At 60.0% G+C, this 22,052-nt stretch carries 15 protein-coding genes; 7 read left to right on the top strand and 8 right to left on the bottom strand.

Going from position 1 to position 22,052, the window contains the following annotated elements; genetic code table 11:
- Positions 1 to 15 precede the first annotated feature (15 nt).
- Genes DXY16_RS15110 through ndk form a run of 3 tightly spaced genes read right to left on the bottom strand, consistent with a single transcriptional unit; the run spans position 16 to position 1,920 of the window.
- The gene (locus tag DXY16_RS15110) at positions 16 to 549 is read right to left on the bottom strand and encodes a class I SAM-dependent methyltransferase (protein WP_244281560.1); all 534 of its coding nucleotides are present in this window, start codon (positions 547 to 549) and stop codon (positions 16 to 18) included.
- Between the two features lie 4 nt (positions 550 to 553).
- Positions 554 to 1,402: a cyclic nucleotide-binding domain-containing protein gene (locus DXY16_RS15115; protein WP_244281561.1), complete on the bottom strand. Its 849-nt coding sequence runs from the start codon at positions 1,400 to 1,402 to the stop codon at positions 554 to 556.
- Positions 1,403 to 1,461: 59 nt separating this feature from the next.
- Entirely contained in the window at positions 1,462 to 1,920 is a 459-nt protein-coding gene (gene ndk, locus DXY16_RS05140) for a nucleoside-diphosphate kinase (protein ID WP_115120224.1), read from the bottom strand.
- Between the two features lie 197 nt (positions 1,921 to 2,117).
- On the opposite strand from ndk, the gene speA reads away from it, so the two are divergent.
- The 3 genes from speA to DXY16_RS05155 are packed head-to-tail and all read left to right on the top strand — an operon-like array spanning position 2,118 to position 7,387.
- The gene (gene speA / locus DXY16_RS05145; RefSeq protein WP_115120226.1) at positions 2,118 to 4,040 is read left to right on the top strand and encodes a biosynthetic arginine decarboxylase; all 1,923 of its coding nucleotides are present in this window, start codon (positions 2,118 to 2,120) and stop codon (positions 4,038 to 4,040) included.
- A 6-nt stretch (positions 4,041 to 4,046) separates the two neighbouring features.
- On the top strand, positions 4,047 to 5,540 hold the full coding sequence (locus DXY16_RS05150; protein ID WP_115120134.1) for a mechanosensitive ion channel family protein: 1,494 nt from the start codon (positions 4,047 to 4,049) through the stop codon (positions 5,538 to 5,540).
- 38 nt (positions 5,541 to 5,578) lie between these two features.
- Entirely contained in the window at positions 5,579 to 7,387 is a 1,809-nt protein-coding gene (locus tag DXY16_RS05155; protein WP_244281562.1) for a CHASE2 domain-containing protein, read from the top strand.
- Here DXY16_RS05155 and DXY16_RS05160 read toward each other — a convergent pair.
- Positions 7,368 to 8,012, bottom strand: a complete 645-nt coding sequence (locus DXY16_RS05160; RefSeq protein WP_115120138.1) for a hypothetical protein — start codon at positions 8,010 to 8,012, stop codon at positions 7,368 to 7,370. The genes DXY16_RS05155 and DXY16_RS05160 overlap by 20 nt on opposite strands.
- A gap of 126 nt (positions 8,013 to 8,138) precedes the next feature.
- A complete protein-coding gene (locus DXY16_RS05165; protein ID WP_115120140.1) occupies positions 8,139 to 12,128 on the bottom strand; it encodes a CHAT domain-containing protein in 3,990 nt (1,329 codons plus the stop codon).
- 110 nt (positions 12,129 to 12,238) lie between these two features.
- On the opposite strand from DXY16_RS05165, the gene DXY16_RS05170 reads away from it, so the two are divergent.
- Positions 12,239 to 13,939 carry a ShlB/FhaC/HecB family hemolysin secretion/activation protein gene (locus DXY16_RS05170; protein ID WP_115120142.1) on the top strand — a complete coding sequence of 567 codons (1,701 nt, stop codon included), beginning with the start codon at positions 12,239 to 12,241 and terminating at the stop codon, positions 13,937 to 13,939.
- 7 nt (positions 13,940 to 13,946) lie between these two features.
- Here the strand turns inward: DXY16_RS05170 and DXY16_RS05175 are convergent, their stop codons facing one another.
- Positions 13,947 to 14,627: a Crp/Fnr family transcriptional regulator gene (locus DXY16_RS05175; RefSeq protein WP_115120228.1), complete on the bottom strand. Its 681-nt coding sequence runs from the start codon at positions 14,625 to 14,627 to the stop codon at positions 13,947 to 13,949.
- 5 nt (positions 14,628 to 14,632) lie between these two features.
- Positions 14,633 to 14,962: a DUF3307 domain-containing protein gene (locus DXY16_RS05180; protein WP_115120144.1), complete on the bottom strand. Its 330-nt coding sequence runs from the start codon at positions 14,960 to 14,962 to the stop codon at positions 14,633 to 14,635.
- A 100-nt stretch (positions 14,963 to 15,062) separates the two neighbouring features.
- Between DXY16_RS05180 and DXY16_RS05185 the strand changes: the two genes are divergently transcribed.
- Positions 15,063 to 15,641, top strand: a complete 579-nt coding sequence (locus DXY16_RS05185) for a cyclic nucleotide-binding domain-containing protein (RefSeq protein ID WP_115120146.1) — start codon at positions 15,063 to 15,065, stop codon at positions 15,639 to 15,641.
- 68 nt (positions 15,642 to 15,709) lie between these two features.
- On the opposite strand, the gene alaS is transcribed toward DXY16_RS05185, so the two are convergent.
- On the bottom strand, positions 15,710 to 18,388 hold the full coding sequence (alaS, locus tag DXY16_RS05190) for an alanine--tRNA ligase (RefSeq protein WP_115120148.1): 2,679 nt from the start codon (positions 18,386 to 18,388) through the stop codon (positions 15,710 to 15,712).
- Positions 18,389 to 18,423: 35 nt separating this feature from the next.
- Here alaS and DXY16_RS05195 point away from each other — a divergent pair, with 35 nt between their 5' ends.
- Positions 18,424 to 18,867, top strand: a complete 444-nt coding sequence (locus DXY16_RS05195; RefSeq protein ID WP_115120151.1) for a hypothetical protein — start codon at positions 18,424 to 18,426, stop codon at positions 18,865 to 18,867.
- The gene (locus DXY16_RS05200; RefSeq protein ID WP_115120153.1) at positions 18,864 to 22,049 is read left to right on the top strand and encodes a DEAD/DEAH box helicase; all 3,186 of its coding nucleotides are present in this window, start codon (positions 18,864 to 18,866) and stop codon (positions 22,047 to 22,049) included. Before DXY16_RS05195 ends, DXY16_RS05200 begins: the two co-directional genes overlap by 4 nt.
- Positions 22,050 to 22,052: the final 3 nt, after the last annotated feature.

Raw genomic sequence — 22,052 nt, forward strand, 5'->3', positions numbered from 1 at the left:
AAATCGAAAACAAATTCACTCCCGCCGCTTCAAACCGACACCGTGTGGACCCAGGTGCGAAACCAGCCGCCTCCGCCAGCGCACCATGTCGCCTTCATCCCGATGGATCAGTCGCCAATCGAGCAGATGATCCATTAATCCGCGCGTGGGATTGCTGGTGTGGAAATTGCCCAGGATCGAGCGCCCTCCTGGGGCGAGGCAGCCACGCATCCAGGTCTGCAAACGCGTGACAATTCGATCATCGAAGTAATCAATCAAGCCGATGGAATAGATCAGGTGCTGGGGTTCCAGCTCCAGCGGCTGACGGCCGATACAGAGATGCAGCAAGTTGCGGCGTTCCAAGCGCACCACCGACTCCAGCCCCTCGCGAATCAATCGCTCACGGACGAACTCCAGGGCCTGCTGATCCACATCCACCAGGGTGAAGCGCACCTGGGCAGCCAAATCGTGATTGTGCAAGAGGATGTCGAACACCTCCGCAGCCGGGCCGCAAGCCAAGCTTGTCACCCGTAAGGGCCTCTGATCCGTGAGGGTGAGAGCACGCTGCAACTCCTCACGCAACAGCCCTCGCTGCCGGCTGATTCAGAAAGCATCGGTCCAGCAGGATGCCCAGTTCCCCTGCTCCACCCGGCTCATCGGCATACATCCAGGCAATCGTGAGGCAATCCCCCGCATAGCCCCTCGGCTTGCGGTACATCCGTTCTGCGGAGCGGGTCAGCAGCAGATAGGGCAGCAGTTCAAGGCGCAACGCCTGGAGGGCAGCAATGTCAGGCGCCGGAGTCTCTCCCGAGAGTGGCGGAAACAGACTGCCGGTCAGACGCACCAAGGTGTCGAAGGCAGTCATCAAATCCCTTCTCAGTACTGGATCGGGGCTGCTGCGGCGTAGATCCACCTCCACCGCAGCCGCACATTGCTTAAAGCGCTGCACGGCCGCAGCCAAAGGTTCGGGCATCAACGAAGCAGCCCCGTGTCCGGCCACGCCGTCGCCCATTTGAGCGTGGGTCTGGAGCAACAAGCGCTGAGCATTGATGGCTGCCAGAGCTCGAAATAGCCTCTGCCCCTGGGCAGGGTCTCCCTCCATCAAGGTGTCGAGACCCTGGCGAGACAACCGCAGAGCATCGACAGACTCCAGGGCAATCACACTGGCCCGCGCCACACCGCCGAGCAGATACGAGATGTCACCGAGCGCGCTGCCTGGACCCAACAGCGGCCCCTGGGCATCAACCAAATCGGCCCATTGGGCCTGCACCACACCCGACGAAATCAGGAGCAAGCCATCGACTGCCTCGCCTTCCTGCACCAGGCATTCTCCGGGAGCAAAGGTACAGGGCTCGACATCCGCGAATGCCTGATCCACCGCCCCGTCCAGGGCCTGCAACAACAGCAGCGATTCAGCATTCAAAACAAACCCCCCGGGACTTCGTCCCGAGGGTATGCAGAGCAGAACGAACCGTCAGGCGATCAGCCTTCGACGCGCCAGCCCTGGTCGGAAGGGGTCCAGTCGTTCAGCTCGGAAGCTTGAAACCAGAGGCCGATTTCGAACTGGGCGGTTTCGGCAGCATCAGACCCGTGAATGACGTTGCGACCGATATTGACCGCCATGTCACCGCGAATGGTGCCGGGTTCAGCCTCTAGGGGCTTGGTGGCACCGATCAGCTTGCGGGCGCTGGCGATCACACCGTCGCCTTCCCACACCATGGCCACCACAGGGCCCGAAGTGATGAAGTCGACCAAGCCAGCGAAGAAAGGACGCTCCTTGTGCACGCCGTAATGCTGCTCAGCAAGTGCCCGGCTGGGGGTGATCTGCTTCAAGCCCACCAGCTTGAAACCCTTGCTCTCAAAGCGGCCGAGGATTTCGCCCACCAGCCCGCGCTGGACACCATCGGGCTTGATGGCGATGAACGTGCGTTCGGTGGCCATGAAGAAACCAGTCAGACAGAACCGCCCATGTTCCGTTCTGAAGCTGCCCCTTGGCAAGCAACTGCTGCACCGGCGCATTTCTGCCTGACGGAATCACCCTCCTTAGATTTGCCTCAACATCCCCAGTGCTCTCGAATCGCATGGTGCTCGCCGACCCCAACCCACCGGGCAGTGAGTCGAGCTCCAGCGACGGGCCAATGAGCACAGCCTGGACCGTGCAGGACAGTGCCGAGCTTTATGGCCTAGAGCGCTGGGGAGATCCCTACTTTTCGATCAACCTGCGCGGCCATGTGAGTGTGCAGCCTCGAGGCGAACGGGGCGGCAGCCTCGACTTAATGGAGTTGGTTCAGGGTCTGCAGGGACGCAACCTGAACCTGCCGTTGCTGATTCGTTTCGACGACATCCTTGAAGACAGGATTGAAAGCCTTCATGCCGCTTTCGAACGGGCGATCACTCGCTACGGCTACAGCGGCCGTTATCAGGGTGTATTCCCAGTGAAATGCAACCAGCAACGCCACGTGGTGGAGGAGCTGGTGAGCTGCGGCAAACGCTGGCACTTCGGCCTTGAGGCCGGCAGCAAGGCAGAGCTGCTCATCGCGCTCTCCCTGATCGACGACCCAGAAGCCCTGCTGATCTGCAACGGCTACAAGGATCAGCGATATATCGAAACGGCAATTCTGGCCAGGCGGCTAGGCAGACGACCGGTGGTGGTGATCGAACAAGCTGATGAAGTGCAGCGGATCATCGATGCAAGCCAAGAGCTCGGAGCCGCACCCCTGATCGGCATCCGTGCCCGGCTCTCCAGCCGCAGCACGGGTCGCTGGGGGAACTCCGTGGGCGAAAAAGCGAAGTTCGGGCTACCAGTGCCAGAGATCCTTTCCACCGTGGAAGCACTAAGGGACGCAGGTCTGCTGAACGAACTGCGTCTGCTGCACTTCCACGTTGGCAGTCAGATCAACGACATTGCCGTCGTCAAAGATGCTCTGCAAGAAGCCTCTCGTATCTATGTGGAGCTGCACAAGCTCGGGGCACCGATGGGCTATCTCGATGTGGGAGGCGGCCTAGGGATTGACTACGACGGCAGTCGCACAGCCACTGCGGCCTCAACCAATTACTCACTACAGAACTACGCCAACGATGTAGTGGCCACGGTGCAAGAGGGTTGCGAGCCCCATGGAGTGGCCGTACCGACCCTGGTAAGCGAAAGCGGCCGAGCAATCGCTAGTCATTTTTCAGTGCTGGTGTTCAACGTGCTCGGCACCGGTGGCCTGCCTCAGGAGACCCCTGCTGAGAAGGAGGAGGAACCACTCATCGTGCGCAATCTGCGCGACACACTCGATGGCATCAACGGCCTCGCCGACGACGGCAACGCTGATGTCTCGCGCCTGCAGGAAGCCTGGAATGACGCGCGCAAGTTTAAGGACGATGCTCTTGCCGCCTTCCGGCTCGGCTACCTCAGCCTCACTGATCGCAGCCTGTCGGAACAACTCACCTGGGCCTGTGCCAAGGCTCTGTTGGAGCGCCTGCCAGAGCACTCGAACCTGCCGGAAGAACTGCAGACATTGGCGGCGGTGCTGGCCCGCACCTATTACGCCAACCTCTCGATCTTCCGCTCTGCTCCGGACACCTGGGCCATCCAGCAGCTCTTCCCGCTGATGCCGCTGCATCGTCTGGGAGAGAAGCCCACAGAGCTCGGACACTTCGCTGACCTCACATGCGATTCCGACGGACGTCTTAACCGCTTCATCGCCGATGGCACCAGCAAACCCCTGCTGGAGCTCCATCCCCTGCAACCCGATGAGCCCTATCTCATCGGCATGTTCTTAGGCGGTGCCTATCAAGAGGTGATGGGCAACCTTCACAACCTGTTTGGCACCACCGATGCCGTGCACATCCGCCTGGCACCCGGCGGGAACTACCAGGTTGACCACGTCGTGCGCGGCGACACGAATGCTGAGGTGCTGACTGCCATGGAACACAACCCGGAGTCGTTACTAGAGCGCCTGAGAGTCGCCAGTGAGCAATCGATCCGCGCCAATCAGCTCAAGATCTCCGAGGCACGACGACTGATGGATCACCTTGAAAGCAGCCTCCGCCAGAGCACCTACCTGCAGAGCTGATCCACGATGACCCTGGTTCTCAGTCTTCTGGCAATCCTGGCGCTGCTCGGGCTGCATCGAATTTGCAAGCTCCAACAGCTCTCGCCTCCGCCATTGCGAATGCCGTTCATTGCGGCCGTCACCATCCCGTTGCTGACGCTCTTGGGAAAGATCGTGAGCTACGGCGGCTTACCAGTCTTGGTGGGATCACTGACCACCGCCATCACCCTGCTGTGGGCTTTCAGCATCATTCGCCTCCTGAGCTGGGCGATCTTGCAACTGCCTGCAGAGCTGGGCTGGTGGAAGCCAACGGCGAAGATCCTGCGCGATCTGATCACCCTGGCAATCATCACCACCGTCACCCTGGTGGTGATTCACCGCGATTTTAAGGTCAATCTTGTAGGTCTTGCAGCCACATCCGCAGTCGTCACCGCTGTGCTGGGTCTTGCAGCCCAGGAGACCCTCAAGAATCTGTTCGCAGGCATCTCCCTTCAAGTCGACTCGCCATTTGAGGAAGGCGACTGGATCGATCTGGGCTTCACCCGAGGGGTCGTCACCTCCCTGCGGTTGATGACCACGCGAATACGAGTGCTCGACGGCTCCATCACGGTGGTGCCCAATAGCCGAATCACGATGGAAGGACTACGCCGCTTCAAACCGGATGAGCCAGTGGGGCAGATGATCGATCTGGGGCTCGACTACGGCCTGCCACCGCGTCAAGCCATCCAACTCCTGCAGCGCACGTTGCAACACAACCGGAAGGTGCTGCGGCATCCGACTCCAAAAGTATGGGTGTCAGCCTTCGCTGATAGCTCAATCACCTACAGGTTGCTCACCTGGCAAAGCTCTGCCCTTGAGCTGCAACCCCTCAAAAGCGATCTACTTGAGCAGATCTGGTATGCCCTCCACCGCATCGATCAGTCGATCCCCTACCCAATTCGCGACATCCGCACCCAACCCAGCCCAGCACGACTACCTTCACGCGATGTCAATCTCAAACAAAAACAGCGACTGCTCGCCTCCACGGAAATCTTCGGCCATTTGAATGAGAATCAACTCATCACGCTGGCCCAGAGCGCCACTTGCCAAAGCTTCGCGCCTGGGGAAACGGTCGTGCGCCAGAAAGAACGTGGCGACACCCTGTACATCGTCGTCAGTGGAATGCTGGAGGTGTTCCAGGCCACGGGAACCAACCCCTCCAGTGGTTTACCTGGACAACGCGTCGCCAGCCTGGAAGCGGCAGATATCTTCGGCGAGATGGCGCTGTGCACGGGTGAAGCCCGATCCGCGAGCGTGATCTGCAAAGACGAATGTGTGCTGCTCGAAATCGAACGCAAACACCTCCTGCCGCTGCTGGAGGAACATCCAGAAATTCTCGAACGGATGGGCACGATCATCGCTGGCCGCCGTGAGCAACTCAAAGCCATCAAAGAAAACCGTGCCGAGAGCAGGCGTCTGGCTCTGATCTCCCGCATGCAACGCCTCTTCAGGCTCTCCGGACAGGATCTGTGGCCGAAATGAACTGGCAGCGATCATTGCGCCGTGGATTTCCCTACTTGTTGGCCTCAGCTCTCCTCATGGCACTGCAACAGTCACCGGTGGTGGAAACGGCCAACCTGCTGATCTATGACCTGGCCATCAGCTGGCGGCATCAAAACAACGAACAAGCAGCCGAAGACCTGCCATGGCCAATCACCATCGTTGGGATCAACGAAGACGACCTCAAGGACTACGGCTGGCCCCTCGATGACAACCTCCTCTGCACCGCGTTGCAACGCCTTGATGGTCTTGGGGCGGCGGCCATCGGCCTGGATCTCTATCGGGATCAGGCCAAACCTTGCCTCCAGGAGGAGATCAAACGCAATCCCCGTCTGATCTCGATTCGCAATGAGGCCGCCAACATCGCCGCAATCCCGAGAGCCCCTGCGCAGCAACAAGCCTTCAACGATCTCCTCATGGATTCGGATCGGGTGGTCCGCCGCGATCTGATGCATGTCGGCAAGCAAGAGGAGGCGATCCGCTCTCTTCCCCTCCGCCTCCTGGAAACGGCGCAGCAGATGCCCGGTCTGGATCAACGTCTCGAGCAAATGGCTGACCACCACTGGCTGACTGAGCAGTCAGGCGGCTATCAGAACAACGACACAGACGGCTACCAGACCATGCTTCCGATCTATCCCCCCGGCCGTTATCCCAGCCTGGCGCTGCGGGACGTGATGGAGAACACCGTTGAAGAAGACATGATCCGCGGCAGAGTCGTGCTGATCGGCTACGTGGCTCGTTCGCTGCGCGATCTGTTCGAAATCCCCCACAGCCGCTTCGACCACAGCTCACAGTTCTTTGAGGTGCCTGGCGTTGAGCTCCATGGCCAACGATTGGAGGCGCTGCAGCGTCTACTGCAGAACCAAGCCCCACAGATCACTGCCGCCACAGGCTGGCAAAGGCTGATGCTGATGCTGGCGATGGGGGTTGTGGGAATTCTGATCGCCGAACGACCGACACGGATCCGCCGCAGCGTTTTGCTGCTGTCAGCGACAGCAGCCCTGCTCAGCGCAGGCGTGTTTGTCTTGACACTGGAGGGCATCTGGATCGGACTGACCATGCCCCTCTCTGGCCTGGTCCTGATCGGCGGCAGCGGCATCCTTGGACGCGGTGTACAGAGTCAACGCCATCAACAGGAAATGCGACGCCTACTCGGCCAGACCAGTTCACCTGCAGTGGCACAACAACTGTGGGATCACCGTGAAGATCTGATCAAAGACGGACGCTTTGAAGGACGTGAGCAATACGTCACGGTGCTCTTCACCGATACCTGCAACTTCACCGGTGTGAGCGAACAGCTCAGTCCATCAGCGCTCATGCAATGGCTCAACCGAGGCATCGGCATCAGCGTCAATGCGGTCACCAGTCGCAGCGGCATGGTGAATAAATTCACCGGTGACGGCATGCTTGCAGTGTTCGGCGCACCCGTTTCAAACGGCATGGTGATCGATGCTGACCACGCCGTTGCCGCAGCCATCGACATCCAGCAGCGGATCACCGCCCTCAACACAGCCCTGAAAAAGGAAGGATGCCCATGCCTGCGGATGCGGATCGGCATCCATTCAGGCCCAGTGCTGACAGGCTCGCTCGGCAGCAGTGAGCGGCTGGAATATGCCGTGATCGGCGACACGGTGAACTGCGCTTCGCGCCTGGAGAGCCTTCAAAAAGAGCGGCAAGACGGCGTTGTGCGGGTGTTGCTCTCGGCCGAAACACACTCGCTTCTGCATGGTCTGCCTGATCAGACCAAAGCTGAGCCCTGGGGAGCCATCAGCGTCAAAGGCCGACAAGAACCACTCGAAGTGATTGAACTCAAAAGCACTGCACCGTAACGGTTTGGGGCCATGAAGCATCAATCACCTCATCGCCAAAATTGAGAGCTGCCTGCAACCGAGACAAGGTTGTGGAACCTCCACAAGCGGATTGGAGAGCGGTTAAATATTGGCGAATGCTCTGATCCTGCTGTTCCCCCTCCTGCACCAGCAAACTCAAGGCCGGTGGGGCAGATGCAGTAATGAAACCGAATTCATCATCACCACTGTCAGCGCCGCAGCGATAGGACGACTCCCACAGCAATGGCCTCGAGGAAGCCGGGAGACTGATCAGAACTAAGCGGTTGACAGCAGCAGGCAGTTCCCGTTCAAGCACCGGAGGCGCAGCTGCATCGACGCTGCCGTCTGCACGAGCGGAACGCAGAGTCACCTCCAGGGGCTGGGGATCGGGCGACGGACCCTCCAGCAAAGCGATCAGAGACGAATCGCCAGGAGCAAAGACACTGGAAGCAGGCACCAAATGCACAAGTGGCCGAGCTGCACACTCACCACGGGTACCTCCGCCGATTCGCCGTCCCGGAAAGGAGTTTCGGGATGCAGCTTGCAGCGCCGGCATCGAAGCGGCCACCATCACAATGCTCAGCAACGATGTGGCCAGAAGAGAGGAGGGATCAAAGCGTGCCATCGAAGACTGTGCTCCTGCACGGGGGGGTTGAGTGGCTCCAGCTTGACGCCCTCAATCAACAAAAGGCTTGAGGTAGGTCACTGATTGCTGTGATCTCGATCACAGCAATCAGGCCATCAGCTCAATTCACCAAGGTGAACCAATCAGCTCAATCCCTGCCCAAAAGAAGGGATTGCTCACCCCGGAAACGATGCGGCGGCGCTGAGAAGCACTGAGCTCATTGAGCAAAGGGGTTCCGCCCCCACCGATCACTTCATCACCAGAGAGTCGGACAAGACCCGACGAGAACAATTGACGGGTGCGCTGAAGCGCTTGGGCCTTGGGCACTCCCTGATCGAGCAACCGATAAAACTGCACAAAGAACGCCGAAGTCACTACGTCATCGACATACCAAAGAGTGCCGATGGCACTGCGTGCACCAGCCTGCAGAGCCAGCCCTGCGAAGCCAAGCTCACTGTCCTTGTCACCAAGCAGCGTGCGGCAAGCGCTGAGCACCACGAGATCAAGAGGCTGATCGCTGCGCTCTTTGCGCAAGCGAGCGAACTGGGCCATCGACATCGGCCCCGTACCGGTGTGCAACACCGAACGTTCCGGACCACCGGGGCGGAAATCGGCATGGGTGGCCACATGCACGCGGGAGTAGCGCTGATCGGCGGCACGATCAAGCAGCGCCTGGGGAGAGAATTCGCTGTTGAGATAGCGATCGGCGCCGGTTGAGGCATCAATGCGTTCCAACTCCTGGGGCACCAGCGGCAACGGCGCCAAACCTTCGAACTGTGAAGCACCGAGAGCGAGCTGACCCTGAGGAGCATCCACTGAGGGAGACAAGGGCGTCAGTGCCAGTGACGGCGTCAGAGCAAAGGCATAGCGATCACCGAAATAACCAGAGCCATCGTTGAGGGCAGCAAAGGGGACCGCCTGCAGACCTTGGTCAGCAGCGATCAAAAGGGTCTGAATTCCCTGGGCTTGTAGGGCCTCAGTCAGAGGTGCAACCAACAGAGAATGCAGCTGGCGGGTAGGGGATGCGGGATTATCCACCGCCATCGGCTCCTGCCGTGACAATTGGCGATAGAGAGCCTTGAGTAAGCCGGCGAAGCGTTTGCGATCCACCTCCACCCGTCGTGCTTCAACAGGTGCCTTGGCACTGATGAGGGTGAGATCAAGGAAGCCATCCTTTTGCCCCTGCTGGTCATCCGTCGCCTTGGTGAATCGCACCTGCAACACGGCAGGCCTCTCGGCCAACCGCTGGCTTTCCACCTGCTCCAACACCGTCTGCAGTTCTTCAACCGTTGGCGTGGGGGGAATCAGGGCCTGTTCGGCCTGGTCAAGGCCAAGTGCTGATGCCGTTCGCAGAGTGGCGACTTGATCGGAACTGCGAAGCTGATCAGCCGCCTGGTCAGGCGTCACGGTTTGAACGCTTGCTGAGGTCGATGTCGTCGGGCTCGTTGCAACGCTGGTATCGCCACTGTCACGACTGCTATCGAGCTCAACGACCAGGGTGGGATCGCTGCTCTGGGCCTGAGCACTAGGCGAACCACCCAAGTCTGTCTCGGCGGAATTCAGATCGGTTGAAGGATTCGCGTTCTGCTGAGAAGGAGGCAAGATCGGCACCTCTGCAACGGCTTCGGTCAACACCGCCTTGAGCGTGGACTTCTTTTTGGTCGACTGAACAACTGCGTCGGTGTCGGTGTCGGTGTCGGTGTCGGTCGTCTTACAACGGTTCGATGTACCTGTGCCACTACATGTGGCCGTAGCAGGCGAGTTGGACAACACATCCAAAGTGCCAGCTTTCACCAGCGTCTCTCCGGTATACGAGATCTCGGATGTGACAGGAAAGCGAAGCGTTCCTGCACCCTCTTTACTGAAGTTTCCGCTTCCTTTAATCTCCGCATCCCAAATCAAAGTAAAGCCATCACCAACGCTGATTCCACCACCACCGGAGCCAAGTTTGAGAGTGGCAGATTTCACAGTTTCGTTGGCATCTCGACGCAACAGAGCGCCATTATCAAGAAAAATTGATGATTTATCGGGGCCCTCAATTGTATCGGCTCCAGCAGCCTGATCCATCCAAAGCGTTCCTCCACCAGTGGACGCCACTTCTTCCACATAGATGGCATCGAGGAAACGAAGAATGCCTTCCCCAGTCTGAACAAAATCACCATATGTAGCAGCAGTCTGTCCATCCTTCAGGGTGATTGGAGCGTGTACGACAAGATCACCGTCACCGGAGACCGTCAGATTCGAATTGAATGCCGTGCTGGACGAATCAACAGCCAAAGCATTACCACTTGATGGCTTGAGCTCAAGAGTGCTCCCCTGAAGCAGATCGATAGTCGAACTACCATTCAGAAGAATTTTATTCGTGAGAATATTCTGACTCGAAAGATTCATTAACTTACCGCCAGCCAAAGTGATTGGCTCAGGGATCGTGAGACCGCCACTGATCTCGAGAGTGCCACCGGATTGCACCTCTGTGCCTGCACTCGCGCCACCAAGCGCATTGGCACCGACAGCACGCAACGAACCAGTCTGGACAATAGTGGTGCCCGTCCAATCGACGTTATTGCCAGAGAGGATGAGACGACCGGAGCCACTTTTGGTCAGCCCACCAGTACCTTTCAACGTGGAGGCGAGAGCTGGTGATGTAAATCCAGCCGTACCAATTGTGTTGTCACCCGTCGCAATGTCGAGCGGTCCCGAGAGACTGAGAGTGATTGCCTCTGCACCCTGCACATAACCGGAGCTTGCCTTCAGAGAAAGCCCCCCGCCACCAGTCGTGATGCTGGAATTCAGCTGAATATACCCAACCGCATCCAAAGTCAACTTATAGGCGGAAGACGAGTAATCAAGATTATAACCAGATTGCCAAACAATGTTTCCACCCTCACTCGTGTTTCCAGAGCCCGTCAAGATTCGAACATCACCACTCCTCAAATTCTTCGCAATATCATCAACATCTACAGTTGATGCACTTTGGGAAGATTCGAATAACCGACCATTACCATTCGGGTCAGTGGTATCAGTGATTGAACCAGACCCACCAATCGTGATGTTGTAAGGGTCAAGTAACCATTCCCCGCCTAGACCATCGATCGACGACACATCAATCTTCTCGGGATTAGCCAACAAGAAAGGGCCAGACGTTTCAATCCGTCCCCCATCCCCGCCCAAGGGGCCTCCTCTCGCCAACAGCGATCCTTCCACCACCGTGCCGCCATCGAGGTTGTTGAGATCACTCCAGATCACCACGGTGCCGCCGGCTCCGTGTCCTGTTGAGGAGGCATCCACCAGCGAACCCGCCTGCATCCAGGTCTGACTGGCCTGGCGCACCGAGGCGTCACTGTTCTGCCAACTACCGCCCACCTGCACCAAACCGCCCTTGCCAGAACCGGTGGCCAAAAGCTCAGTTCCCTCGCCAACACGGATCAGCTCACCCGTGAGCGTCAGCGTGCCGCCATCACCAGCGGCATTGCTCACCGACAGCCGGCTTCCCTCCACATCGATACGGCCCCCGGGCGCATCCACCAACAAGGCTTCATCCACATCAATCGAGATCCCATCCATGCGGATCCAGGGACGTTTCTCCCCCAAGGCCCCAGGGAGCAAGCCCAACGCACCAGGCAAGGGATCACCAGCCAACCCAGCCACGCCGGTTGCCGGCGTGCTGAACACGTCGAACACCCCTCCGTTGAAACGCAATTGCGAGGCAGTGCTCAATGTCAGCTGGGGAATCTGCTGAAACGAAGCCCCTGGCATCAATTGAATGCCACCGGGAGAGAGCACAAACAAATGGGCCGGCGATGTCAGCGACACGCTCTTGTCGATGAAACTCCCATCCGCTGCCGTCACCCCCAGCACAAGATTGCGCACGCCATCGCTATCGATCGAGACTCCTTGAATCGCTCCGCGGGTATCGAACTCACTGAGCCGATGAAAGCGGTTGCCGCCGCCAGCACTGCCCCCATCAATCCGGCAGACACCACTGCTGCATCTCCCACCCAGCGCTCCGTTGACGCGGGTGCCTAGCCCCCCTGATCGCGACGACGCCACATCAGCATCAGCCGGTACAAAGGCACCTAAAGCGATCAACAGCGGCAACAGCGCCAGTCGTCTCATTTGATTCGCCCTCAGCACCTACAGGCAGCGCTTGTGTTGCTGCATGAGAACGCTAGATGAATTTTTCTCAGACAACTTTAAAGTTTGCGCGAGTAACAAGCGCCGAATCAATGCTGCTTCTGCTGGCGCAACTGGTGGCCCCTCCACTGCAACCAGGTCCCGCCAGAGTGCCCGATCCGGCCCCCCACGAACGACCACGCCAGAGCACACCAGATAGCAGCACTGATGACGAAGGGATCACCATCAGCCCAGATGCGATGCCGCAGGGCCAAGAGGAGGTGGTTCCGCCAGAAGCAAGCTCGGGTTCACTGACCTCTCCCTTACCTCTGATCAATGGCGAGACTCCCTACACCTCCACTGAACTGAATCAACTGCTGCGGGAGTGCAGTCAATCGGCCAGTGCCAACGACCAGCTCAAACGCTGCGCAGAAAGCCTGACTGGAGGGCTCCAACAAGACGGCTATGTGAATTCGCGGGTGTACATCGAGCGCGAGCCTGCCCCCGGACAACTGACGGTGGTGATGGGCCGTCTGGTCGAATTGCAGATCAACAGCGACGACCAACGCCTCGAGCAAAGAGTGCGTCGGCGTCTCAGCAACTTGGTAGGCCAAACCCTCCACCTGCCCAGCCTTCAACGCCAGCTGCGTCAGTTGAAGCAACGCTCTGTTGTCAGCAGTGTCTCAGGCAGCCTCGGCAAACTGGGTAGCGACCCCACCCAGGCGGTGCTCACCCTCACCGTCACCCCCGCCAGCCATCCCTGGCGTGGCGATCTGAGCCTGCGCAACGATGGCAACGCCGGCAGCGGTGAATGGCGAGCGCTAGCCGTGCTCCAGAAGCCGGAACTACTCGGGGAAGGAGACCTGCTGCAGATTTACGGCGAACTGAATGCTGATGGTGATCCAGAACTAGGGGCGAGCATCGGCTCCCTCAGCTACACCATCCCTTTGGGGGAGTCCGTCAGTCTCACCGGATCCTTCGGAGCCAGTCGCCGCAATCTCGTGGAGGCCCGTCAACCCGCCCACGGGCTCAGCTTCCGTCAATACCAGGGTCTGGCACAACTGCAATGGACCTTCGCCGATTCTGGGGATCAAACCTGGTATGCCCTGGCCGGACTCAGTGCCAACCGCAACGACAGCTACCTCGATGGCCAGTCCTTTCCCCTGATCATCGGTGGCGGCCCGGACGGTGACCTGAGCACGGGCTATCTACGCATCGGCCTCGGCCATGCGGGCAGCAACGCCAACCTCGGTTGGTCAGGTCAGATCTATGGGCTACAAGGCATCGCCGGCTTCAGCAGTTCGGAAGAGCTGCATGAGCTCTCCTTTTATGGCGTCACCCCGGGTGAATCACGCGCACTGGGAGGAATCGTCTCCGCTGGCTGGCGGATTGATCCCAAGCTGCAGCTCAATGTGCGCGCCGCTGGCCAGGTGGCCTTCAACGAACTCACCAGCGACATGGGTTTTGCCCTCGGCAGTGATGTGGGCCTGAAAGGCTTACCCGGAACACTGATCAGCGGAGACAATGGCTGGCTCAGCACCGGCGAGCTGAACTGGACCTTCTGGCAGCAGAACGACAATGCCCTGCAGCTGGTGCCATTTATCGGTGTGGGGGGGATCCAGACCACCCGGGCCAAGGTGAGCATCCACGACACGATCGGGACAGGGGGCATCCTGCTGCGTTGGCTGCATGGGCAGCACTGGTCTGTGGAGCTTGGATGGAACGACCAGTTCCACGCCGACAACAACGCAGGCTTCTGGAAAGACTGGCTACTTGGCAGTGGCGCCTATGGCAAGGTCCGCTACCGCTTCTGAGCCTGAGTCAAAGCAGCAACCCGCGCTTCTCCAAGGGCTGTAGGTCGGCCAGGCGTAGGCGACCGGACTCCTCACTCACGGTTCCGCGGCTGCGCAGCTTGCTCAGGGTGCGAGAGGCGGTTTCCCGAGCCAGGCCGGCAATCAGAGCAATTTCCAGCTGCGCCAGATCAGGAATCGGCGCTTGAGGATCGTTATCCGCAGAACTCTTGCGTGCCAGATAGGCCAGCGCATCCAGCAGCCGGGTGGTCGCATCGGCTGTCTGGAGAGCAAAACGTCGGTTGAGATCCCGCAGCCTGGAGGCTTCCAGCTTGGCGAGAGCCAGCGCAAAACCAGCCTGCTTATCAAGCAAAGCTGCAAAAGGGGGAACTCTCAACTTCACCAGCCGAAGCGGTGTGAGCGCCACCACATCAGCCGAACGGGCATCACCATCGAGCGCTGCCATCTCGCCAAACACGTCTCCGGCACCCAGGAGCGACATCACCACTTCATCACCATCGGAGGTGTAGGTGCGCACCTTCGCCAAGCCATCACAAAGCAGAAAAAGCGACTCTCCCCAGTCCTGTTCCATCACGATCACCTGATCGGCCTGATGGGAGGATTCCCTGTGTCGATCAAGGATCTGATCAAGCTGATCGGGCTCCAAGCTTTCAAACAGGGAGATGGCCTGCAGATCGTCGCGGCTAAGCATGGTCGTCATGTTTGGATCGAAACCATCAGGACCACCCAGAGCAGCTTGCAGGCGAGGTGAAGACCCTGATCAAGAGCGAGGGAAAAACGAAATCTCCCCTTGCACCAATCGATGATCGCGTGCAGAACCATTTCCGCCAACCCAAGAACCGCAACTCCTGTGAGTAGTGCAACCGCTAGCCCATGGGTTGCGGCATGGGCAGTGAGCCACCAGCGCCAGTTCAGGGTGACGTCACCACCGGCAATCTTTTCGCGAGCCATGCGATCGGTCTGCAGCACAAAGTCGCAGACGAAGTGGCCCATACCCAGAAGGATCAGCAGGTTGAGTGCTGCGATGACGTTCGCCTCAACACCTCGACTTCAATGACGCTAGGTCAGTTCTTGCGGCCTGGATCAGCAATGTCGCCCAGCATGGGAAGGGACCGCACACCCAACCATGGGGGGCATTGAGCCACAACTCGAAGAGATCCGCGCCCGGCTGAGGCAACTGCTGAGCACGCACCACAGCCAGCTGCAACCGGAAACTCACACCCACGCAACAGACGACATTGTGATCAAACAAGGAGCACCCGCCGAACGGGTGTTTCTTGTGAGCAGTGGCGTGCTGGCGGTGGAGCACATCGAAGCAGGCAAACCAGCGCGCGTGCTCGCTCTGGTTCGAGAGGGCGACATCCTTGGAGAAATGGGATTATTCGGCGACAACCGTTACAGCGCTCAAGTCCGGGTTGAGGAGGGTCCCGCCAGCCTGCTGGCAGCCCGCAGTGACGACCTGCTCCAGGCTCTGTTGTTCGATACGGAATTGGTGCTGGAAATGCTGGCCCTCAGCGGGGCGCGCTGTCGCCAGGCCAACCACAACCAGGCCCTGCTACTCGATGCCATTCAGGCCCTGAGCACCAACGACAGTGCCGAACTGCAACGCTGCTGCTGCATCCTGGGCGAAAGCTCCGGCAGCCTGGCCAGCGCCGCCAAGCAGTTGGAGCTGATCCAGCAAAGGACGATGACACCGCAGCCCTGATGACAAGGCCTGCAGCAGACCAGCCACGAACAGACGGTGTCCGATGGGTCGTCTGTTGCCATCCAGATTCAGGTCAACGCCGTGGTCAGTTGCTCCCGGGCTGCCTCAAGGGCCCCATCCAAGGCCGCCCCGTCGCGACCACCGGCCTGGGCCAGGTTCGGGCGACCGCCGCCGCCACCGCCGCATTGCTTGGCAATCGCTCCGATGAACTTGCCGGCCTGCTGCCCCTTCGCGATCACCACCTTGCCGAAGGCAGCCACCAAAATGACCTTGCCAAGATCAGCCGGATCGGGGAGGCCACCGATCACCACCGCAGCACCATCCCCCAACTGATCCGCCAAGCTTTGGGCCGCCCCTTGCAGGCCGGTGCCATCGACCCCATCCAGCCGCTCCACAAGGAGCTGGGCATCTCCAACAGCCACCGCTTGCGCAGCTAGAGCAGCGGATTTGGCCACCGCAAGCTCTGCTTGAGCAGAGGCGAGCGCTTTAGCGGTGGTTTTGAGCTCCTCCTGAAGCGCTGTCACCCGCTCAACGATCTCGCCGGGTTGCGCCTTGAACCGATCCCCTAGCTGCTTCACCACCGCATCCCGCTCATTCAGGTAAGCGAGTACGGCAGCTCCGGCCACTGCTTCAATCCGGCGGATCCCTGCAGCCACACCGCTCTCGGCCACGATCTTGAACAGACCGATTTCTGCGGTATTCGCCACATGGGTGCCGCCGCAAAGCTCCATCGAGACTCCGGGAACATTCACCACGCGAACCACATCGGCGTACTTCTCACCAAACATGGCCACGGCCCCAGCCGCCTTGGCCCGCTCAATGGCCATCTCCTCTACCTGCAACGCATGGGCCTCGCTGATCCAGCCATTGATCAGCGCTTCAATCTGCTCAAGCTCCGCTGGCTTCACTGCTCGAGGACAGTGGAAATCGAAGCGAAGACGCTCAAAATCCACCAGCGAACCGGCTTGACCGATGCCGGGGTCGACGACTTGCTTGAGAGCCGCTTGAAGCAGATGGGTGGCGGTGTGATTGGCCTGCGCACGGCGACGACAGGCACGATCCACCTGACCATGCACCACGTCACCAATCGCAAGGGTGCCCCTGGCCACCCGTCCGCTGTGGACAAACACACTGCGATTGCGACTGACGCCATCGATCTCAACGATCAGGCCATTGCCATCTGGGCCATCGCCCACCAGCACACCGCGATCACCAACTTGACCGCCGCCCTCGCCATAAAAGGGGGTGGTATCAAGCACCAGCTGCACAGCATCACCAGCAGCGGCCTTCTGAGCCGGAGCTCCGTTCACCACCAGCGCCTGCACGCTGCTGCTCTGCTCCAGTAGCTCATAGCCCTGGAACGTCGTGGCCTCCAGCTCGGCGGCCACCTGATCAATGGCGTCCTGCAAGGTGAGGTCGATACTCACCGCGGCGGATTTTGCACGCTGGCGCTGCTCCTCCATCGCCGTTTCAAATCCGGCCAGATCAACCTCCAGCCCATGCTCCTCGGCGATCTCCTGCGTGAGCTCGAGCGGAAAGCCGTAGGTGTCGTAGAGCTCAAAGGCCTGTGCCCCTTTGATCTGGCTGGGATGAGCAGCGATCAGCTCCGCCAGCAGCTTCTCCCCTCGCTCCAAGGTTTCAAGGAAACGGGCCTCTTCTCTCTGCAACTCGGCAAGGATCACATCCCGACGCTCCACGAGCTGGGGATAGGCCTCCTGCATCAAGGCGATCGAGGCTTCCCCCATCGTGGTCAGGAAAGGCTTGCCAATGCCGACCAAGCGGCCATGGCGCACCACCCGACGGAGCAGCCGCCGCAGGATGTAGCCGCGACCGAGATTACTGGCGGTGACTCCATCACAGATCAACTGCACCACAGAACGGCTGTGGTCACCGATCACCTTCAAAGAGGTTTGCCCCTTCCCATCAAGCGCCGTGTAATCAACCCCGGCTAAATCTGCAGCCGTTTCAATCAGGGGATAGATCAGATCCGTTTCGTAGTTGTTCGGCACGCCCTGAAGGATCTGGGCCATGCGCTCCAGGCCCATGCCAGTGTCGATGTTGCGATTCGCCAGCGGCGTGAGCGTTCCCTCAGCGTCGCGGTTGTATTGCATAAACACGAGGTTGTAGAACTCGATGAAACGGTCGTCGTCCTCCAGGTCGATGCCGTCATCACCCAATTCGGGATTGAAGTCGTAATACATCTCCGAACATGGTCCACAGGGCCCGGTTGGACCGGAAGCCCAGAAGTTGTCGGCTTCATCCATGCGGATGATCCGCTTCGGACTGACACCGACCACATCCCGCCAGATCACCTCTGCCTCATCGTCTTCACGGAAGACACTGACCACCAGATTGCTCGGATCAAGACCGAAGACACCGGTACTCAGCTCCCACGCCCACTGGATCGCCTGCTCCTTGAAATAATCGCCAAAGGAGAAGTTCCCGAGCATCTCGAAAAACGTGTGATGGCGTGCGGTTCGCCCCACGTTTTCAATGTCATTGGTGCGGATGCACTTCTGACTGCTCGTGGCACAAGGGGCAGGTCGCTCCTGCTGGCCGAGAAAAATCGGCTTGAACGGCAGCATGCCCGCAATGGTGAGCAGCACCGTTGGGTCCTCAGGCACCAAAGAGGCACTGGGCATCCGCTTGTGACCCCGCTGCTCAAAGAAATCGAGAAACGCCGCTCGAATCTCGGCACCGCTGCGGGGACGCGCTGCACCAGAGCGCGACGATCGTGCAACAGCCATGGCGAATTCAGGCAGGAAAGTCGGGTCCAGCAGCCATGATCACCCCTGAGCCGCCGCAGACGTTGGCCGCCCCGCTTCCTGACACCACTCAGAGCCCCACCGACGCGCCGGGTCTGAACCGTGCCGCCCTGCGCTGGCGGTCGATCAGTTGGGCCCTGACCGCAGGCCTAGCAGCAGGACTGATCGGTCTGCCCTTTGGTGTCGAGATGGCTGTGCGATCCAGCGGCTGCGGCCTCTTTTATGGGTTGTTGGCCTTTCATCTTGAACGGGTCGATCCCGAGGACTCCCATCTCCAGGCAGGGCTTGTGGGAGCGATCTGCGGCGTCCGAAGTCTGGGGATGACCTTGCCTTCTCCTTTCGCCGGGGCAGATGCCCTGGCATCATTAGTGGTGGAACTCCTATTGGCGTGGTTGCCGTTGATCGGTAGCGCACTCCTGCTTCACGGAACCCAACGCATGCTGTCCGCGTCGCGGCCATGAGCCTGCTGCACGCCACCTGGCTTCCCGCCATTCGAACCCCCTCCAGCTCTGGGAGGCCTGCCCTACTCGTGTGGGCGGATACCTGGCGCGTGGCCGAGCCAGCAGGCCCAGGGGCGACGCCGGCAATCCATCCCTTCAGCCTCAGCCCCGACGACCTACGGGCCTGGCTGAGCGAACGCGACCTCCTACCCGACGGCATCATTGATGCCACGGCCTGCCTCACCCTGCCGAGCCGCACGGTGAAGCCGCGCAGAAAACGCGGCGAAGCAGCGGCTACAGACGACAGCGGTTGGACCGGACTTCCTCTTCAGGCTGGTGAGCCAATCCCCAAGCAAACCGAATGGTGGCCCTGGCAGGTGCAGGGTCTGGCGATTGAACCCGGAGCAGCCACGGCCTGGCTCGCGCGCCTACCCCTCTCGGGTCGACACCCCGACCTCGCCGACGAACTGCGCTGGTGGAGCCACATGCAGCGCTGGGCCCTCAGCCTGATCGCTAGGGGACGCTGGATTCCCCAGGTCGAATTAAGCAGAGGTGAGGGCTACCCCCACAGGGCGCGTTGGGTGCCCCTGCTCAACCGCGAAGACGACCGCCGCCGGCTGGAGGATCTTGCCGCCCGTCTACCTCTGGTCGCCACCTGTGCCCTGCCCTGGCGAGAACCGACAGGTCGGCGCAGCAACCGCACCACACGCTTAAGACCGGAGGCCATGCGCGCCGCCAACCCGGTTGCCAGCTGCCGGCCCCGCAGTGGTCGCCTACGGGTCGCCACCCTGCTGGAAGACCTGGTGGATGCCCAACTGCGTACAGGATTCACTCCTGACACAGAAGGACTGGATCCTCTACTGAGCGCCTGGCAGGACGCCCTGGGTTCTGACACGGGCGTGATTCATCTGGACGATGAAGAAGCTGAACGACTCGCCACCGCCAGCAACCATTGGCGCGAAGGCGTGGCCGGCAATGTGGCAGCCGCCAGGGCATGTCTTGAACTCGAAACCCCTGAAGACGGGGAGGACCTTTGGACACTGCGCTTCGCTCTGCAGGCCGAAGCTGATCCAACCCTGAAGCTGCCGGCAGGGGTGGCCTGGGCGGCAGGACCCCAGGGCCTGCAACTGGGTGAAATTGCGGTGGAACATCCCGGCGAGTTGCTGCTGGAGGGCATGGGCCGTGCCCTCACCGTGTTCGCGCCGATCGAGCGAGGGCTCGACAGTGCCACCCCCGAGGCCATGCAACTCACGCCAGCGGAAGCCTTTGTGCTGGTGCGCACCGCTGCCCGCCAATTGCGCGATGTGGGTGTGGGAGTGGAGCTGCCTCCAAGCCTCTCCGGTGGCCTAGCAAGCCGCCTCGGCTTGGCGATCAAAGCCGAACTTCCCGAACGATCCCGAGGCTTCACGCTCGGAGAAACCCTCGACTGGCAGTGGGAGCTGATGATCGGTGGCGTCACCCTGACGCTGCGGGAACTCGAGCGGTTAGCGGGTAAACGCAGCCCCTTGGTGCGGCACAAAGGCGCCTGGATCGAGCTGCGTCCCAACGACCTCAAAAATGCCGAGCGGTTCTGTGCAGCCAACCCAGAACTCAGCCTCGATGACGCCCTGCGCCTAACGGCGACAGAAGGCGACACTCTGATGCGGCTGCCGGTGCATCGCCTTGAAGCCGGCCCTCGTCTGCAGGCAGTTCTCGAGCAATACCACCAGCAAAAAGCGCCAGACCCGCTCCCGGCTCCGGAAGGGTTCTGTGGCCAGCTAAGGCCCTATCAAGAGCGCGGGCTGGGCTGGCTGGCCTTCCTACACCGCTTTGATCAAGGGGCCTGCCTGGCCGACGACATGGGCCTCGGCAAAACGATCCAGCTGCTGGCGTTTCTGCAACACCTCAAAGCCGAACAGGAACTGAAACGGCCGGTGCTGCTTGTCGCCCCCACCTCAGTGCTAACCAACTGGAAACGGGAAGCGGCCGCGTTCACACCAGAACTGATGGTGAAGGAGCACTACGGGCCACGCCGGCCTTCCACCCCGGCGGCCCTCAAGAAATCCTTGAAGGACATTGACATGGTGCTCACCAGCTACGGCCTGCTCCAACGCGATAGCGAGCTGCTGGAAAGCATCGACTGGCAAGGAGTCGTGATCGATGAAGCCCAGGCCATCAAGAATCCCAGTGCGAAGCAGAGCATGGCTGCCAGGGATCTAGGCCGCCCCGGCCGCAGCAGCCGTTTCCGCATCGCCCTCACCGGCACACCAGTGGAAAACCGAGTAAGTGAACTCTGGGCCCTGATGGATTTCCTCAACCCACGGGTGTTGGGGGAGGAAGACTTCTTCCGCCAGCGCTATCGCATGCCGATCGAGCGCTATGGCGACATGTCATCACTGCGCGATCTCAAATCCCGGGTGGGACCCTTCATCCTGCGTCGACTCAAGACCGACAAAGCGATCATTTCCGACCTGCCCGAAAAAGTGGAACTGAGCGAATGGGTGGGGCTCAGCAAGGAGCAGAAATCGCTCTATGCCAAAACCGTTGAAGACACGCTCGACGCGATCGCACGAGCACCACGCGGCCAACGTCATGGCCAGGTGCTGGGGCTGCTCACCAAACTGAAGCAGGTCTGCAATCACCCGGCCCTGGCTTTAAAGGAAAAGCAGCCCGACGAGGATTTCCTCAAGCGTTCAGCCAAGCTGCAACGGCTGGAAGAGATCCTGGAAGAGGTGATCGAAGCAGGGGATCGGGCCCTGTTATTTACCCAGTTCGCCGAATGGGGCCATCTGCTCCAGGGCTACCTGCAACGGCGCTGGCGCAGTGATGTTCCCTTCCTGAGCGGCAGTACAAGCAAAAGCGAACGGCAGGCCATGGTGGATCGCTTCCAAGAAGACCCCCGAGGACCGCAACTGTTCCTGCTCTCGCTCAAGGCCGGAGGCGTGGGCCTCAACCTCACCCGGGCTAGTCACGTGTTTCATATCGACCGCTGGTGGAACCCAGCCGTTGAAAATCAGGCCACCGATAGGGCCTACCGCATCGGCCAAACCAACCGGGTGATGGTGCACAAATTCATCACCAGCGGCTCAGTGGAGGAGAAGATAGATCGCATGATCCGCGAGAAATCACGGCTCGCCGAAGACATCATTGGCTCCGGCGAAGACTGGCTCGGCGGCCTGGACATGGGCCAGCTGAAGGAACTCGTAAGCCTGGAGGACTCCTGACCC

This window comes from Synechococcus sp. UW105 (assembly GCF_900473935.1).
In the GTDB taxonomy this organism is placed as follows: Bacteria; Cyanobacteriota; Cyanobacteriia; order PCC-6307; family Cyanobiaceae; genus Synechococcus_C.

Bases quoted from the DNA above. Each gene is read 5' to 3' on its own strand.
- ndk (WP_115120224.1), bottom strand. From the start codon at position 1,920: ATGGCCACCGAACGCACGTTCATCGCCATCAAGCCCGATGGTGTCCAG.
- speA (WP_115120226.1), top strand. From the start codon at position 2,118: ATGAGCACAGCCTGGACCGTGCAGGACAGTGCCGAGCTTTATGGCCTA.
- DXY16_RS05150 (WP_115120134.1), top strand. From the start codon at position 4,047: ATGACCCTGGTTCTCAGTCTTCTGGCAATCCTGGCGCTGCTCGGGCTG.
- DXY16_RS05160 (WP_115120138.1), bottom strand. From the start codon at position 8,012: ATGGCACGCTTTGATCCCTCCTCTCTTCTGGCCACATCGTTGCTGAGC.
- DXY16_RS05165 (WP_115120140.1), bottom strand. From the start codon at position 12,128: ATGAGACGACTGGCGCTGTTGCCGCTGTTGATCGCTTTAGGTGCCTTT.
- DXY16_RS05170 (WP_115120142.1), top strand. From the start codon at position 12,239: ATGCTGCTTCTGCTGGCGCAACTGGTGGCCCCTCCACTGCAACCAGGT.
- DXY16_RS05175 (WP_115120228.1), bottom strand. From the start codon at position 14,627: ATGCTTAGCCGCGACGATCTGCAGGCCATCTCCCTGTTTGAAAGCTTG.
- DXY16_RS05185 (WP_115120146.1), top strand. From the start codon at position 15,063: ATGGGGGGCATTGAGCCACAACTCGAAGAGATCCGCGCCCGGCTGAGG.
- alaS (WP_115120148.1), bottom strand. From the start codon at position 18,388: ATGGCTGTTGCACGATCGTCGCGCTCTGGTGCAGCGCGTCCCCGCAGC.
- DXY16_RS05195 (WP_115120151.1), top strand. From the start codon at position 18,424: ATGATCACCCCTGAGCCGCCGCAGACGTTGGCCGCCCCGCTTCCTGAC.
- DXY16_RS05200 (WP_115120153.1), top strand. From the start codon at position 18,864: ATGAGCCTGCTGCACGCCACCTGGCTTCCCGCCATTCGAACCCCCTCC.